The 14,892-nt window shown below is 69.6% G+C and carries 13 protein-coding genes; 7 read left to right on the top strand and 6 right to left on the bottom strand.

The features are described 5' to 3' along the window. Positions 1-262: 262 nt before the first annotated feature. The gene (locus PUT80_RS25060) at positions 263-1,159 is read left to right on the top strand and encodes a hypothetical protein (protein ID WP_275293685.1); all 897 of its coding nucleotides are present in this window, start codon (positions 263-265) and stop codon (positions 1,157-1,159) included. A gap of 76 nt (positions 1,160-1,235) precedes the next feature. After that, positions 1,236-1,700, top strand: a complete 465-nt coding sequence (locus tag PUT80_RS25055; RefSeq protein WP_275293684.1) for a hypothetical protein — start codon at positions 1,236-1,238, stop codon at positions 1,698-1,700. Between the two features lie 46 nt (positions 1,701-1,746). On the opposite strand, the gene clpB is transcribed toward PUT80_RS25055, so the two are convergent. The 4 genes from clpB to PUT80_RS25035 form a co-directional block, all read right to left on the bottom strand. Beyond that, complete coding sequence (gene clpB, locus PUT80_RS25050; protein ID WP_037808889.1) at positions 1,747-4,341, bottom strand: ATP-dependent chaperone ClpB; 2,595 nt, start codon at positions 4,339-4,341, stop codon at positions 1,747-1,749. Positions 4,342-4,434: 93 nt separating this feature from the next. Continuing rightward, positions 4,435-5,622, bottom strand: coding sequence for an MFS transporter (locus tag PUT80_RS25045; RefSeq protein WP_275293683.1), 1,188 nt, complete (start codon positions 5,620-5,622; stop codon positions 4,435-4,437). A gap of 138 nt (positions 5,623-5,760) precedes the next feature. Next, complete coding sequence (locus PUT80_RS25040) at positions 5,761-7,881, bottom strand: MFS transporter (RefSeq protein ID WP_275293723.1); 2,121 nt, start codon at positions 7,879-7,881, stop codon at positions 5,761-5,763. A gap of 38 nt (positions 7,882-7,919) precedes the next feature. Next, on the bottom strand, positions 7,920-8,405 hold the full coding sequence (locus PUT80_RS25035) for a MarR family winged helix-turn-helix transcriptional regulator (RefSeq protein WP_037808892.1): 486 nt from the start codon (positions 8,403-8,405) through the stop codon (positions 7,920-7,922). A gap of 344 nt (positions 8,406-8,749) precedes the next feature. On the opposite strand from PUT80_RS25035, the gene PUT80_RS25030 reads away from it, so the two are divergent. Together PUT80_RS25030 and PUT80_RS25025 are read left to right on the top strand one after the other, a co-directional pair. After that, a complete protein-coding gene (locus tag PUT80_RS25030) occupies positions 8,750-9,928 on the top strand; it encodes a globin domain-containing protein (protein WP_199817392.1) in 1,179 nt (392 codons plus the stop codon). 4 nt (positions 9,929-9,932) lie between these two features. After that, positions 9,933-10,625: a dienelactone hydrolase family protein gene (locus PUT80_RS25025; RefSeq protein ID WP_275293682.1), complete on the top strand. Its 693-nt coding sequence runs from the start codon at positions 9,933-9,935 to the stop codon at positions 10,623-10,625. On the opposite strand, the gene PUT80_RS25020 is transcribed toward PUT80_RS25025, so the two are convergent. After that, on the bottom strand, positions 10,626-11,324 hold the full coding sequence (locus tag PUT80_RS25020) for a hypothetical protein (protein WP_275293681.1): 699 nt from the start codon (positions 11,322-11,324) through the stop codon (positions 10,626-10,628). A 251-nt stretch (positions 11,325-11,575) separates the two neighbouring features. On the opposite strand from PUT80_RS25020, the gene PUT80_RS25015 reads away from it, so the two are divergent. Next, positions 11,576-12,619 carry a sensor histidine kinase gene (locus tag PUT80_RS25015; RefSeq protein WP_275293680.1) on the top strand — a complete coding sequence of 348 codons (1,044 nt, stop codon included), beginning with the start codon at positions 11,576-11,578 and terminating at the stop codon, positions 12,617-12,619. Further along, positions 12,612-13,271, top strand: a complete 660-nt coding sequence (locus PUT80_RS25010; protein ID WP_238603786.1) for a response regulator transcription factor — start codon at positions 12,612-12,614, stop codon at positions 13,269-13,271. Before PUT80_RS25015 ends, PUT80_RS25010 begins: the two co-directional genes overlap by 8 nt. Here PUT80_RS25010 and PUT80_RS25005 read toward each other — a convergent pair. Beyond that, a complete protein-coding gene (locus PUT80_RS25005) occupies positions 13,268-14,200 on the bottom strand; it encodes an SDR family oxidoreductase (protein WP_238603785.1) in 933 nt (310 codons plus the stop codon). The two genes, PUT80_RS25010 and PUT80_RS25005, sit on opposite strands and share 4 nt — an antisense overlap. A 100-nt stretch (positions 14,201-14,300) precedes the next feature. On the opposite strand from PUT80_RS25005, the gene PUT80_RS25000 reads away from it, so the two are divergent. Continuing rightward, on the top strand, positions 14,301-14,873 hold the full coding sequence (locus PUT80_RS25000; RefSeq protein ID WP_275293679.1) for a TetR family transcriptional regulator: 573 nt from the start codon (positions 14,301-14,303) through the stop codon (positions 14,871-14,873). The last annotated feature ends 19 nt before the right edge of the window (positions 14,874-14,892 follow it).

Below are 14,892 nucleotides of genomic sequence, written 5' to 3'. Positions count from 1 at the left end.
TCGGCGGCGGCGGGAAAGGCTGTCGAACGACCTCTACCCGGCGCGGGAGCGGTCCGGCAAGGTTCCTGTCCTGGATGTCCGGCGCGATCGCTGGATAGGCGCAGCGGGGCGTCCGGTCAGCGGGAACCCGTCCGCAATGGACACCCGAGCCGGGCGATTAGCCGATTTGTCGACGCGACCTGGCGGGTTCCGGCCAAACGGGGCGCGCCGACACGGTGCGGCCGTCCCGGTAGGAGGGCTCGGCAGCGATACCCTGACCGGCGTGGGTATCTCGGCGTGGATCTGGTTCGTCATCGCCGCCGTCGCGCTGGTGGCGGGGCTTGGCCTGCTCTTCGCGGACCGGGCCAGGGAGGGCTCGCGCAACCGTGAGCGGCAGCGCTGGGCCCAGTTGCGCGGCTGGCAGTTCGTGGAAGAGGACGAACGGCTGCCCCGGCAGTGGTCGGGAGGCGCGATCGGCTACTTCGGAGCCGACGCGGCGGTGAACGTCGTCGCGGGCTCCACCTTCACCTCCGACGGCCGCCGTCCGGTGTTCATCTTCGACATCGAGTCCCAAGGCCAGGTGCCCGCGGTGGTCGTGGCCGTGCGCTGCAACAAGACGCACCGGGTGCCGGTCGAGATGTGGCTGTCGAGCGTGCCGTTCCAGCGCGAGAACATGCCGGAGATGCTCGGCCCGATCGGCCAGCGCTACGCCTTCGCGGACGACTCCGAGGGGGCGCGCCAGGTCATCACCCAGGACCTGGTGGACGCGGCCGACCAGCTGGGCGGCGACGTCGGCGTGGCGTGGCTGGAGAACGAGTGGGTGCTGGCGAGCGTCGTGCCCGGGGCTGGGCCGTCGCGGCTTGAGCGGCTGCTGCGGGATCTGGGCGAGATCGCGGACATCGTGGACCCGTTCGACGAGGACTACGACTCGAACCGCACGTGGACGCCGTCTGCGGGGACTCCGGCCGGGCCTCCGACGAGCGCTCCTTCTCCGGCGGACACGCAGGCGACGCGGCCGGTCGATACTCGCGCAGTGGAGACGTCGGCGCCGTCGCCGGCGGATACGCGGGCTACGGAGCGGCAGCCGTCTCCGCCCGCGCCGCGCACTCCGCCGGGCAGGGGCGAAGTTCCGCCGCCTCGGCCGGTGGAATCGGAGCGCGGCGAAGACGCCACCTCCTGAGACACGGGAACCGCCCGGTCGCGCTTCAGCGGCCGGGCGGTTTTTTGTTCGGCAGGGGTCCTGCCAGGGTGACGCGGTGCTGCTGAGATGGATCCGCGAGGTTGCGGACGAGCCGTTGCTCATCGACCCGGCCGCGAGAAACCTCGAGGACCGGGAGAACACCTGGTCGCTCTCGACGTCGGACGAGGAACGCGGCTCGTTGTCGGCTCACGAGATCGCGGCCGCGTTCGAGGAGTGCGCCTCGATCCTGCGCGAGCGGGTCCTTTCGCTGGGCTACGACGGGCCCGTGACGTTCTATGTCTGGCACGACCGGCAGGCCGGGCAGTTGAGGTGCTCGACCACCTCGCGGCCGAGCGATGAATTGCCCTTCGGGGCGCGGGTCGAACTAGACGTCCCGCTGGCCGCCATCGCCGAAGAGTTCCTGAACGATGAATCTCCAGGCCTGGTGCCGTGGAACTGCCTTCGTCCGGGACCGGACGACCACGCCGCGGAAACGCTCGCAGTCCGGGTCTGGACCGCCGACCTTGGCAAGACGCAGTGAGGGCCTCCCCGCGATAACTCCGCGAGGAGGCCCTCACCAACCACACTCAGACCCGCGACACCGTCAGCGTGTCACCGGTTTCCAGTTCCGGCAGGTCCACCCGCACGGTGTCCCCGTCCCGGACTTCGCCGGCGAGCAGCTGCTTGGCCAGCTGGTCTCCGATCGCCGACTGCACCAGGCGGCGCAGCGGGCGGGCGCCGTAGATCGGGTCGAAGCCGTTCAACGCCAGCCATTCCCGGGCACCGTCGGTGACCTCGAGGTGCAAACGGCGCTGGGCGAGCCGCTTGGCGAGCCGGGCGACCTGTATGTCCACAATGGACGTCAGTTGCTCGGTGCCGAGCGCGTGGAACACCACGATGTCGTCCAGCCGGTTCAGGAACTCCGGCTTGAACTGACGTTGCACGACCTCCATCACCGCGTCGCGGCGCTGGCGTTCGTCGAGCGCCGGGTCCGCGATCGCTTGCGAGCCGAGGTTCGACGTCAGGATCAGGATGGTGTTCCGGAAGTCCACCGTCCGGCCTTGGCCGTCGGTGAGCCTGCCGTCGTCGAGGACCTGCAGGAGCACGTCGAACACGTCCGGGTGCGCCTTTTCGACCTCGTCCAGCAGCACAACCGTGTACGGGCGGCGCCGGACGGCTTCGGTCAGCTGGCCGCCCTGGTCGTAGCCGACGTAACCCGGGGGAGCACCGACCAGGCGGGCCACCGAGTGCTTCTCGGAGTACTCGCTCATGTCGATGCGCTGCATCGCGCGCTCGTCGTCGAACAGGAACTCCGCCAGCGCCTTCGCCAGTTCGGTCTTGCCGACGCCGGTCGGGCCGAGGAACAGGAACGAGCCGGTCGGCCGGTCCGGGTCGGCAACGCCGGCCCGTGCGCGCCGCACGGCGTCCGCGACGACCTGGACCGCCTGGTCCTGGCCGATGACGCGGCGGTTCAGCTCCTCCTCCATCCGGAGCAGCTTGCCCGTCTCGCCTTCCAGCAGCCGTCCGGCGGGAATGCCGGTCCACGCGCTGACCACGTCCGCGACGTCGTCCGCGCCCACCTCTTCCTTCAGCATGACGTTCTGCTTGCTGGCCTCGTTCGCGGCCATCGCGGCCTCGAACTCCTTCTCCAGCACCGGAATCCGGCCGTACCGCAGCTCGGCGGCCTTGCCGAGGTCGCCGTCGCGTTCGGCGCGTTCCGATTCGCCGCGCAGTTGCTCCAGTTGCTCCTTCAGCTCACGGACGGTCTCGATCGAGCCCTTCTCGTTCTGCCAACGGGCGGTCAGCGCGGTGAGTTCCTCGCGCTTCTCGGCCAGCTCGGCACGCAGCGCGGTGAGCCGTTCGAGAGAGGCAGCGTCGTCCTCTTTGGACAGCGCCATCTCCTCGATCTCCATGCGCCGCACGGCCCGTTCGACCTCGTCGATCTCCACCGGACGCGAGTCGATCTCCATCCGGATCTTCGACGCGGCCTCGTCGACCAGGTCGATCGCCTTGTCCGGCAGGAACCGCGCGGTGATGTAGCGGTCCGACAGCGTCGCGGCGGCGACCAGCGCGGCGTCCGTGATCCGGACCCCGTGGTGCACCTCGTAGCGCTCCTTCAACCCGCGCAGGATCGCGATGGTGTCCTCCGGCGACGGCTCGCCGACCAGCACCTGCTGGAAACGGCGCTCCAGCGCCGGGTCCTTCTCGATGTGCTGGCGGTACTCGTCGAGCGTGGTCGCGCCGACCATCCGCAGCTCGCCGCGGGCGAGCATCGGCTTGATCATGTTGCCCGCGTCCATCGCGCCCTCGCCGGTCGCGCCCGCGCCGACGATGGTGTGCAGCTCGTCGATGAACGTGATGACCTCGCCCGCGGAGTCGGTGATCTCCTTGAGGACAGCCTTCAACCGCTCCTCGAACTCGCCGCGGAACTTGGCTCCGGCCACCATCGACCCGAGGTCGAGTGCGACGACTCGCTTGCCGCGCAACGATTCCGGCACGTCGCCCGCGACGATCCGCTGGGCGAGGCCCTCGACGATCGCCGTCTTGCCGACGCCCGGTTCGCCGATCAGCACCGGGTTGTTCTTGGTGCGCCGGGAAAGCACCTGCACGACGCGGCGGATCTCGGTGTCGCGGCCGATGACCGGGTCGAGTTCACCGGAACGGGCCCGCTCGGTCAGGTCGACGCCGTACTTCTCGAGCGCCTTGAACGTGCTTTCGGGATCCGCGCTGGTGATCCGGGCCGACCCGCGCACCTTCGCGAACGCCTCGCGCAGCGCGTCCGGCGTGGCGCCGTGCCGCTTGAGCAGATCCGCGACCTGGGCTCCTTCGGTGGCGAGGCCGACGAGCAGGTGCTCGGTCGACACGTACTCGTCACCGAGTTCGGTGGCGAGCTTCTGCGCCTGCGAGAGCGACTTGACCGCGGGCGCGTCGAACTGCGGCGTCGACACGGTCGCGCCGGTCGCCGACGGCAGTCCGTTGATGATCGGCTCGAGCTCCTTGTGCACCGTCTCCGGGTCCGCCCCGACCGCGGTCAGCAGCGGTGCGGTGGTCCCGTCACCCTGCGCCAGCAGGGCGCCCAGCAAATGGGCGGCCGACACGTGCGGGTTGCCGGCCACGGTGGCCGCCTGCGCCGCGGACGAGATCGCCTGCTGGGTCTTCGTGGTCGGGTTGAAAGCGTCCATCCCTCACCTCATGCGTTTGTGGAAATACCTGGTGACAGGCCCGACCAAGGCCCGTCGAGAGGTATAACGTCAGCAAAGTTGAGTCTGTTCCGCTCAACTCTGAATTGGTGCCACCGCGGCCGCGGGCAGCCTCGGTCCCAGCCTGCCGAGCCCGAGCGCGGCAAGGCAAGCGCAACCCCCGACCAGCACCCAGGGTAACCAAGCCGCCACGGAAAACAACGACACGATCGCTGGAGCGAGCACCTGAGCCACAGTGAACGCGTATTGGAACGCGGCGAGGTAACGGCCCTTCGCTTCGGGTGGTGCGGCGGCCTCGGCGAGCGCGCCGGAGCGCGGGCCGAACACCAGGTCGCCGGCGGCGAACACGAGCGTGGCGGCCAGCAGGTACGGCACCTGCCAGCTTCGCGGAACCAGCAGCACGCCGACGCTCGTCAGGCACCACGCGGCGAACAGCGCTGACCCGGCGCGCATCGCGCTGATCCGGCTGAGGCCCCGGGTGAGCCGCAGCGCGACCGTGCCGCCGGCGCTGGTCAGCACGGTCAGCAGGAACAGGATCGCGCCGGGCAGCCAGGTGGGCGCGTGCAATCGGTCGAGCACGAACACCGGGGTGCCGATGAGGAAGAAGTCGAGCGACAGCCCGAACAGCCCGCTCAGCAGGATCAGAGTCAGGTACGGGCGGTTGCGCCACACCCCGCTGCGCACGCGCACTGCGGGCGCGAACCGGCGGCCGGGCGGGATGAACACCGCGACGAGGCCCGCCGCCGCGAGGAAAGTCAGCACGTCCACGAAGAGCGCGATGGGGTAACCGCTGTCGCCGAACCAGGTGAGCAGCGCCGACGACGTCAGCCCGCCGAGCCCGAACCCGCCCGCGCGCACCATTCCGACCTCGGCGAACGGCCGGTCCTTCGGCACGTCCCCGGCGACGGCGGCGACGAGCGCGAACAAGCAGCTGAAGAACAATTGTTGCCCGGCACCAAGAAGGATGGCGGCGACCACAACTCCGCCGATGTCGTGCGCGAACAAATACGCACTGATTCCGGCGGCCTGCAACAGTTGCGAGGCAAGAACTCCGGCTCTCGGCCCAGCGCGATCCACCAGCCGCCCGGCCAGCGGCGGCATGAGAAGCCCCGCCGTGGTGCCCAAAGTGACCGCGGCGCCCGCTTCGACGAGCGGGATTCCGATCACCCGCGTCACGTAAAGCAGTGCGAGCGGAAGGAAAAGTCCGGAACCGAAGTTGTCGATCCCCATTGCCAGCAACATCGCGACCCTGCTTCGCGTCACATATTCGACGCTACCTCCGGGAGAGGGGGACGAGGCAGGGCCGGGAGGGCGCATCGCTTGGCGGCAAATGCCACTCCCAGTAGAAAGCTCGTGAGTGTCTACCGCGGCGAGAACCGCGACAAACACTCACGAGCCCCTTTAGTCGACGCTGAGTGTTCCTTGGTGCCTAACGAACTCTCGTTCAACAGCCTCGCTCAGTTCGACATCGTGCTGTGCCGCCGCACCGTCGCCGACCGTCATCGTCTCGGCATGCGGCGTGTATCCGTGTGCGGACACAGTGAGCGTGTAGGCGCCCGGTTCGATTCCCGTGAAGCGGTACGCGCCATCGCCGCCCGCGATGTGCGTTGCGGTGACAATGCCCAGGCGGTCCGTAAGAGTCAGCACCGCGCCTGCGACCGCGGCGTGGCGACCGGCTGCGCGTACGCGACCTGAGATGGCGCCCTGGCTGTCCAACAGCAAGTCGTGCCAACGCGCGTTGCCGTTAAGCCGCACGGTCGACACCGCGGGCCGCGTCGAACCAGCTGTCGCGAGAAGGACGTGCTCGCCCACAGTGTCCGCCGACAACTCGTACGCGCCCGTACGTCCCGTACGGCCGACGTCGACCTGACGCCCGGTCATGTCGGTGAGCGTGAGCACGACACCCGATACCGGACGACCGCCCGCGTCGAGAACCCGGCCGCGCAGCACGGAGGTCATCTCGACCGGAGCTTCGACCACCGAGACGGCCTCGACCGAAACCGCCGCCGGAGCCGGTGCCGGCGCGTCCGCGTCGAGCGTCCGGCGCAGCGGCACCTCCTTGATGAACAGCACCGCGAGGAAGGTGACCACGGCGATGCAGCCCGCGACGAAGAACACCGTGCCGGTCGCGTCGCCGAAGGCCCCGCGCACCACCGGCTGCAGCGCCGGCGGGAGCGACGAGATGGCGAACGTGCCGCCACCGCCGGACACTGCGCCGCCCGAGTGAATACCCATCTGCGACAGGGAGTTCGCGATGTTCGTGGCCACTCGGGCGGCGAGCACCGCACCGAGCGCGGACACGCCCGCCGCGCCGCCGAGCGACCGGAAGAACGTGACGACCGAGGACGACGAACCGATGTCCTTCATCGCGACCGTGTTTTGGACTACCAAAACCAGGTTCTGCATCAGGAAGCCCAGTCCGAGGCCGACCAGCGCGAGGTAAACGCCCATCAGCGTCAGGTTCGTCGCGTGGTCCACCGTCGAGAGCAGGAACAGCCCGGCCAGCAGCGAAACCCCGCCCGCGACCATGAACGGCTTGGTGCGCCCGGTGCGGGAAATGACCTGCCCCGCACCGGTGGAGGCGACGGCAAGCCCCAGCACCATCGGCAGCGTCATCAGGCCGGCGTGCGTCGGCGAGAAACCGCGCGCGATTTGGTAGTACTGGCCGAGGAACACCGAACCGCCGAACATCGCGGTGCCGACCGCCAGCGAGGCGAGCACGGACAGCGTGAAGGTGCGGTTGCGGAAGAGCCGCAGCGGAACCACCGGCTCCGCGACCCGGGATTCGACGAGAACTGCCAGCGCCAGCGCGACGATCGCACCGCCGACGTACGCGGCGCTCGACCACGAAACCCAGCCGAAGCTGCCGCCCGCCAGCGAAACCCAGATCAGCAGCAGCGCGACGCCGCCGACCAGCAGGGTCGCGCCCAGCCAGTCGATCCGCACCTTGCGCTTGAGCACCGGCAGCTTCAGCGTCCGGCCGAGCACGATGAACGCGACGACGGCCAGCGGCACGCACACCCAGAAGCACCAGCGCCAGCCGAGCGGCGAGTCCACGATCAGCCCGCCGATCAACGGGCCGGACACGGTCGCAACGGCGAACACCGCGCCGGTGTAACCGGTGTAGCGGCCGCGGTCGCGCGGCGCGATCATCGCCGCGATGACGACCTGGATCAGCGCCTGCAGCCCGCCGAGCCCGATGCCCTGCAGCGCGCGGTAGGTGATGAGTTCGGGCATCGACTGCGCGATGCCGCCCAGTGCCGATCCGACGGTGAAAACGACGATCGCGATTTGGTACAGCAGTTTCTTGCTGAACAGGTCGGAGAGTTTGCCCCAGATCGGGGTGGTCGCGGTCGACGTCAACAGCGTCGCGGTGACGACCCAGGTGTACTCGCTCTGCGAACCGTGCAGGTCGGCGAGGATCGTCGGCAGCGCGTTGGACACGATGGTCGACGACAGCAACGCCACGAGCAGGGCCAGCAAAAGGCCGGTGAAGGCCTTGAGGATTTCCCGGTGCGTCATCGGCTGCCCGGATGCGGTGGTTTCCACTTTTCGCTACTTCACTTTCCCGACTGCGGCGCGCCGGCGCAGTACCCGGACGGGCCGAGCGTCGCGCGCAGACCTTCGTTCAATTCGGCGAGCTGCGACGTGAGGCCGGAGATCCGGTCCTCGTCCCAGCCGCCCAGTGCCGTCTCGAAGAACTCGAGGTACTGCTTGCGCCAGAGTTCGAGCCGGGCGAGACCGGCCTCGGACACGCTGATCAGCGACGCGCGCCCGTCCTCGGGGGCGGGGCGGCGCTCGATCAGCCCGGCGGCCTGCAACTGGGCGATCTGCCTGCTGATCACCGACAGGTCGACGAGCCTGCGCTTCGCGACCTCGGACGGACGGGCCTCGCCGTGCTTGGCGAGGTCGGACAGCAGCATCGCCGAGGCCGGGTGCAGCCCTGGCTCGTTCTGCCACGCCTGCATGATCCACAGGTGCTGGAGCTGGGCGGACGCCTTCAGTTCCCGCAGCAGTTCGAGCCGCACGTCGTCAGCTGGGCTCATCGTTCCTCCCGGGCCTGTGCCCACTTGCTTGTATTCTACAAGTTTAGCTGCCGAAGGTTGCGTAGGACAACTATCTAATCGGTGAGCTGCCCCACGTCCTGACTGGCCGGTAACCCGACCGGAGCAACGATGCGGGCTTTCCGCCTCAGTGCGGCTACTCTGCGGACCAGACGCCCCGCGATGCCGACGCGGCGAGCACGTCGTGGACAACGAGGAGCAGGAGTGGCGAATTCCCCCGCGCGGCGGCGCGAGCCGAATCCGACAACCTCGGCCCCCCTGCTCTCGTGACCCTTCCCTCCCAACCCCCCGGCCTCCGGTCCCGACCCATGAACGACGACAGCCCGATGACAGCCGATTCGATCAGCCCGCTCCCGCGGACCTCAGCCGCGCCCCGGCAGGCGCCCGCCGCCGTCGTCGCGATGGTGCAGCTCATCCGCGACACCTGGGCCAAATCGGAGCCGTACGCGCCGGAGATCTCGCAGTTCTTCTACGGGATGCTGTTCACCCTCGCGCCCGCCACGCGCGATTTCTTCCCGATCAACATGGAAGTGCAGGGCGGGCGCATCATCCGGGCGCTGGCCCGCGTCGTGCAGATGGTGGACCGGCCGGACGACCTGCTGCCGTTCCTGCGCCAGCTCGGCCGCGACCACCGCAAGTTCGGTGTCGCCCCCAAGCATTACGAGGCCGTCGGGACCGCGCTGCTGGCCGCGTTGAAAAACCACCTCGGCCCGGACTGGACGCCGGAGGTCGAGCGCGCGTGGGCGGAGGCGTTCACCATCGTCGCGCGCGCGATGCAGGAGGCCGCGGCGGCGGACGAGAACCCGGCTTCGTGGTCGGCGACCGTGGTCGAGCACCGGCGGCTCACCTGGGATCTCGCGCTGGTGCGGGTGATCCCGGACCAGCCGGTGCCGTATTCGCCGGGCCAGTACATGAGCGTCGAGGTGCCGCAGCGGCCGCGGTTGTGGCGGTATCTGTCGCCGGCGAACGCGCCGCGCGAGGACGGCGGCATCGAATTCCACGTGCGCGCGGTCGACGGCGGCTGGGTGTCGCGGGCGATCGTGAGCCACACGCAGGCGGGCGACGTCTGGCGGCTCGGTCCGCCGCTGGGCCGGATGACCGTCAACCGCGAACAGTCGCGCGGGGTGCTGATGGTCGCGGGCGGCACCGGGGTCGCGCCGCTGCGCGCGATCCTCGACCACCTCGCGCTGTGGGGCGAGAACCCGAAGACCCGGCTGTTCTACGGCGGCCCGACCCGCGAAGACCTCTACGACCTGGAAGAACTGCGTGCGCTCGCCGCGACCAACCCGTGGCTCACCATCACCCCGGTCGTCGAACGCGGCGACCATCTGCCCGGGTGCGAACACGGCACGCTCGCCGAGGCGGTCACGCGGTACGGCGCGTGGCCGGACCACGACATCCTGGTGTCCGGTTCGCCGGCGATGATCCGCGCGACGGTGTCGCGGATGCTGGTCGCGGGCAGCGCGCTGGACCAGATCCAGTACGACCCGTTCACGGCGGACTGAGGCGATGGACATCCGGATTCCGGTGGCCGACGGGGAAATCGACGGCTATCTGGCGGTGCCGTCCGGCGACGGCCCGTTCCCGGCGGTCGTGCTGATCCACGACGTGTTCGGGCTCAACCAGGACGCGCGCGAGATCACCGACCGGTACGCCGCCGCGGGATATCTCGCGCTGAGCCCCGATCTGTACTCGCGCGGCGGCATGATCCGGTGCGTCAAGCGGACTTTCCAGGAGATGCTTGCCCGCGAGGGCCGGGCGTTCGCGGACATCGAGGCGGCGCGGGTGCTCGTCGCCGGACGGGACGACGCGACCGGCAAGGTCGGCGTCGTCGGGTTCTGCATGGGCGGCGGATTCGCGTTGGTGGCTGCCTCGCGGGAGTTCGACGCTTCCGCTCCGTACTACGGGGCGCTGCCGAAGGATCTGTCCATTTTGGACGGCGCCTGTCCGATCGTCGGCAGCTTCGGCGGCAAGGACCTCTCACTGCGCGGTGCCGCGGCCAAGCTCGACGCCGCGCTCACCGAACGCGGAATCCCGCACGACGTCAAGGAATACCCGGACGCCGGGCACGGTTTCGCGAACCACTACCGGCCCGCGCCGCTGGCCGCGGTCGCCCGGATCGCCGGAATGGGCTACCACGAGCCCTCGGATTCCGACGCCTGGCGACGCGTGATGGCGTTCTTCGGCGAGCACCTGAAGTAGTCAGCCCAGCGTGCTCACGTAGCCGAACGCGCCGACCGCGACCGCACCGAGGCACGCGAGGCCGAACGTGCGTCGGTCCGGGCGCTCGGCTTGTTTCAGCAGCTGGACGCCGGAAGGCACCAGCGCCACGCACAGCCCGGCCGCGGCGACGATCGACCACGGCGTCGTTCCTTTGAGGACACCGAGCGGCATGAGCATCGCCGCGGCGAGTGCTGCTGCGCGCACCCGTCCGAGCGCTCCGGCGCGATAGGCGGCGAAAGCCAGCAGCGGCCAGCCGAACATGATCGTGAACGACAAGAAGCTGAACAGGTGCAGGTCGCCGTAGGCGTCCGCGACGAACGCGGTCGCGTAGTCCGCTCCGCGATGCCGCGCGAGATCTGTTGCGGCCTGGTCGAATCCGGTGTGGAAGACCCGCTCCGCCAGACCGATCAGCACCAGAGCGCCGGACCACGCCGCCCAGCGCGGCTTCTGCATCGCGATCTGCCGGACCACTGTGGACACTGCGAAGAGCAGAACCACCTGACCGGCCACGAAACAGGTCGCAGCCGCGGTCATCTGGGCTGGATGCTGCACCGAAGCGGCTAGCTGGTGCGGGAAGAAGAACGGATACGGCAGGCGCAGCAGCACGCCGGCGAGCACGAGCACCGGGCCGAGGACGAGCGCTGCTCCGCCGAGGCGAGGGCCGGGAAAGGTCGACATGCCGCTCACCGTGCCCGGCCGGGCGCCCCGCGCACATCGGTCCGGGGCGGACAGTTCCCCGCCGCGGAACCAGCCCAGAGGATGACCCACCACAGCACGATGTGCGCACCCGCCGCACTGGCTAACGTGGGGTTGCCCATCCGACCGAAAGCAGGCCGACTCTGAAGCGGCACGTAACCTTCGCAGCCAAGTCATTCGGCCGTGGCGGCGGCCGGATCAGCAACGATCGGCACACTATGTCCCCTCTGCGAGTGAGCGACGTCGCGCTGGCGGCCGGCCTGCTCGTCGTGGATGTGGGGCTTGCCGGAAACCTGCTGATCGGCGAGGAGCCCTGGCGGCTGCCCGTGTCCGCGGTGATCGCGACGCTCATCGCCGCCGCGGTCCTCCTGCGGCGGCGGGCACCGGTTCCGCTGTTGATCGGCACCGTGGTCGTTTCCGCGGCTGCCGGGGCTTTCGGGCTGCTGTGGGATCCGTTCGTCGGCGCGGCCGCCGTGCTGTACCTCGTGCGTCCGCCGCGGGCCTTGCCAGCCGCGGCCGGGGTTGCGGCGATGTCGGCGGCTACCGCGGTCGTGGGGCAGTGGTGGTACGCGTTCGGGGTCCCGCTGGCGTTGCTCACCTGGGGGCTCGCCGAAGCGGTGCGGTCCCGGCGCGCGCAAACGGCGCGGCAGGAACGGCAACGCGAACACCGGATCCTGGTCGACGAACGCGTCCGGATCGCACGCGAACTGCACGACGTCGTCACCCACGGGATGGGCTTGATCGCGGTGAAGGCGGGGGTCGCCAACCACGTCGCGGACAGCCGCCCGGAAGAAGCGCGCGACGCGTTGCGGGTGATCGAGCAGACCAGCCGCGCGGCGCTCGGCGAGATGCGACGGTTGCTGCAGGTGCTGCGCGACGAGACCGACGAAACCCCGGCCGATCCGCTCGCCGCGTTGCCGCAGCTCGCCGAACGCGCGCGGCAAGCCGGGGTCGACGTCGAGTTGTCCGTGCTCGGTACCGCGGAGGTGCCGGAACCGGTCGCGCTGGCCGCGTACCGGATCGTGCAGGAAGCGGTGACGAACGTCGTGAAGCATGCCGCGCCGGCCCGGTGCCGGGTGGTCGTGGCGGTCGCTGCGGAGGAGATCCGGATCCAGGTCACCGACGACAGCACGGCCCCGATCGGCGAACTGCGGCTCGGGCACGGACTGACCGGCATGCGCGAACGCGTCGCCCTCTACGGCGGCGAACTGGTCGCCGGACCTGGCCAGGACGGCGGGTTCCGCGTCGCCGCCACGCTGCGGTGCGCCGATGAATGACCAAATCCGGGTCGTCGTCGCGGACGACCAAGCCTTGCTGCGCGGAAGTTTCCGGCTGCTGCTCGACAGCGAACCGGACTTCACCGTAATCGGCGAAGCCGCGACCGGGGCCGAGGCCGTCGAGCTGGCGGTGACGGAAGAACCCGACGTGGTGCTGATGGACGTGCGGATGCCGGTGATGGACGGCATCGAAGCGACCCGGCTGATCGGCGAGCGCGCGCCGGACGTGCGGGTGCTGGTGTTGACCATGTTCGACCTGGACGAGCACGTCTTCGCCGCACTCCGCGCCGGAGCGACCGGCTTCCTGCTCAAGGACACCCGGCCGGCCGACTTGTGCACGGCGGTGCGCGTGGTGGCCGCCGGGGACGCGTTGCTCGGCCCGTCCATCACCCGGCGGCTGGTCGCGCAGTTCGCGCGGATCCCGGACGCTCCGCCGCGCGCGGACGTCGCTGCCTTGGCCCCGCGGGAACGCGAGGTGCTTACGCTGGTGGCGAGCGGACTGTCCAATGTGGAGATTACCGAGCGGATGCAGCTGTCGATGGCGACGGTGAAGACCTACATCGGACGGCTGCTGGCGAAACTCGACGCCCGGGATCGCGCGCAGCTGGTGATCGTGGCGTACGAATCCGGTTTGGTGCGCGCCCGGAACTAGCGCCACACCGCCTCGGCGCGGTCGCTGGCCTCGGGGGTGAAGTAGTCGCCGGCCTCCAGGTCTTCCAGCAACGTCGCGTGGTTCGGCGTCCAGCCCAGCAGCTCCTGGGTGTGCGCGCTGGAGGCGGGCACGTCGAGCGAGAAGAACCTTGCCAGGAACGGGTTGCCGAGGTGTTCGGCGGCTTCTTCGAGAGTCAAGGATGCCGTGGGGATATCCAGCAACTGCGCGATCTTCTCCGCGACGCTCTTGATCTCGACGGTTTCCCCGACCCCGTGCAACATGCTCCCGGCAGGCGCTTTCTCCAGCGCCAGCCGGAAAAGCACCGCCGCGTCCTCGCGATGGACGGCGGGCCAGCGGTTCGTGCCATCGCCGATGTACGCCGAAACGCCTGCTCGACGCGCACCCGCGATGAGCGCCGGGATGAAGCCGTGGTCGCGCGGTCCGTGCACGGTCGGCGCGAGCCGCACCACGCTGGCCCGGACGCCACGGTCGGCGAATCCGAGACACGTTTGCTCGCCGGGGATGCGGAAGTAGGCGACCGAGTTCGGATCGGCCGGGTCGAGTTCGGTGCTGACCTGGTCGGCCTTCAGCACCAGGGTGCCCGACGTGCTGACGAACGGTTTTCCGGTGCCGACCAGGGCCTGGCCCAGCGCATCGATCGCCTCGCAGTCGCGGCGGATGAGGTCGTCGGGATCGGCGTAGCTGCCGCCCTGGGCCATGTGCAGCACGCCGTCGGCGGCTTCGGCACCGCGGCGCAGGCTGTCGAGGTCGTCGAGCGACCCCCGGTGCGGCGTCGCGCCGAGCGATTCCAGCCGCGCGGCGGAGGCGTCCGAACGAGCCAGCCCGGTGACCGAGTGTCCGGCCCGGACCAGCTCGGCGACGACGGCGGGACCGGTCTGGCCCGAGCCGCCCGTGACGAAGACATGCATGAAAGGCTCCTTAGTGTCAGTCACTGACTCTACGCGTAGCGACAGTGACTGACGCAATGTGGCGTCAGTCACTGCCGCAAAAGCCGGGTAGGCTCGGGACGTGCCACGGAGCGGAGCAGAAGCGCGCAGCCGCCTCAAACAGGCGGCGCTGGAGCTGTACCGGGAAAACGGGTTCGACAAGACGACCACCGCGGAGATCGCCGCGCGGGCAGGCGTCACCGAGCGCACGTTCTTCCGGCACTTCCCGGACAAACGCGAGGTGCTCTTCGACGGCGAAGCCGACCTGCGCGAGGACCTCACCCAGTCGGTCGCCGATGCCCCAGAAGGCCTTGCTCCGCTGGAAATCCTGCTGCGCGCCTTCACGAAGGCCGGGCGGATCATGGAGCGCAACCTGCCGTTCGCCGAACCGCGCCGCGATTTGATCGCCGCGACGCCGACGCTGCGCGAACGCAATCTGGCCAAGGCGGCGACCATCGCCGAAGCCCTCGCGGAGGCGTTGCGGCAGCACGGAGTCGAGGACCGGCTGGCGCGGCTGGCGGCACATGCCGGATGGGCGACGTTCCATCACGCCACGCAGGCGTGGATCAGCGATCCCTCAAGGAGTCTCGACGACTATCTGGCGGAGGCGTTCGCTGACCTGCACACGCTCGCGGAAGTCCACTCAGGACAGTAAAACGGCCCTCCCGCACCAG

The sequence above is a fragment of the Amycolatopsis sp. La24 genome, assembly GCF_029087445.1.
Classification (GTDB): domain Bacteria; phylum Actinomycetota; class Actinomycetes; order Mycobacteriales; family Pseudonocardiaceae; genus Amycolatopsis; species Amycolatopsis nivea.
Note: the sequence above shows the minus strand (reverse complement) of the source record. Positions and strands in the feature narration are given on the sequence as shown.

Coding starts and splice junctions, on each gene's coding strand:
- clpB (WP_037808889.1), bottom strand. CDS start 4,341: ATGGACGCTTTCAACCCGACCACGAAGACCCAGCAGGCGATCTCGTCC.
- PUT80_RS25040 (WP_275293723.1), bottom strand. CDS start 7,881: ATGACGCACCGGGAAATCCTCAAGGCCTTCACCGGCCTTTTGCTGGCC.
- PUT80_RS25035 (WP_037808892.1), bottom strand. CDS start 8,405: ATGAGCCCAGCTGACGACGTGCGGCTCGAACTGCTGCGGGAACTGAAG.
- PUT80_RS25030 (WP_199817392.1), top strand. CDS start 8,750: ATGACAGCCGATTCGATCAGCCCGCTCCCGCGGACCTCAGCCGCGCCC.
- PUT80_RS25025 (WP_275293682.1), top strand. CDS start 9,933: ATGGACATCCGGATTCCGGTGGCCGACGGGGAAATCGACGGCTATCTG.
- PUT80_RS25020 (WP_275293681.1), bottom strand. CDS start 11,324: ATGTCGACCTTTCCCGGCCCTCGCCTCGGCGGAGCAGCGCTCGTCCTC.
- PUT80_RS25010 (WP_238603786.1), top strand. CDS start 12,612: ATGAATGACCAAATCCGGGTCGTCGTCGCGGACGACCAAGCCTTGCTG.
- PUT80_RS25005 (WP_238603785.1), bottom strand. CDS start 14,200: ATGCATGTCTTCGTCACGGGCGGCTCGGGCCAGACCGGTCCCGCCGTC.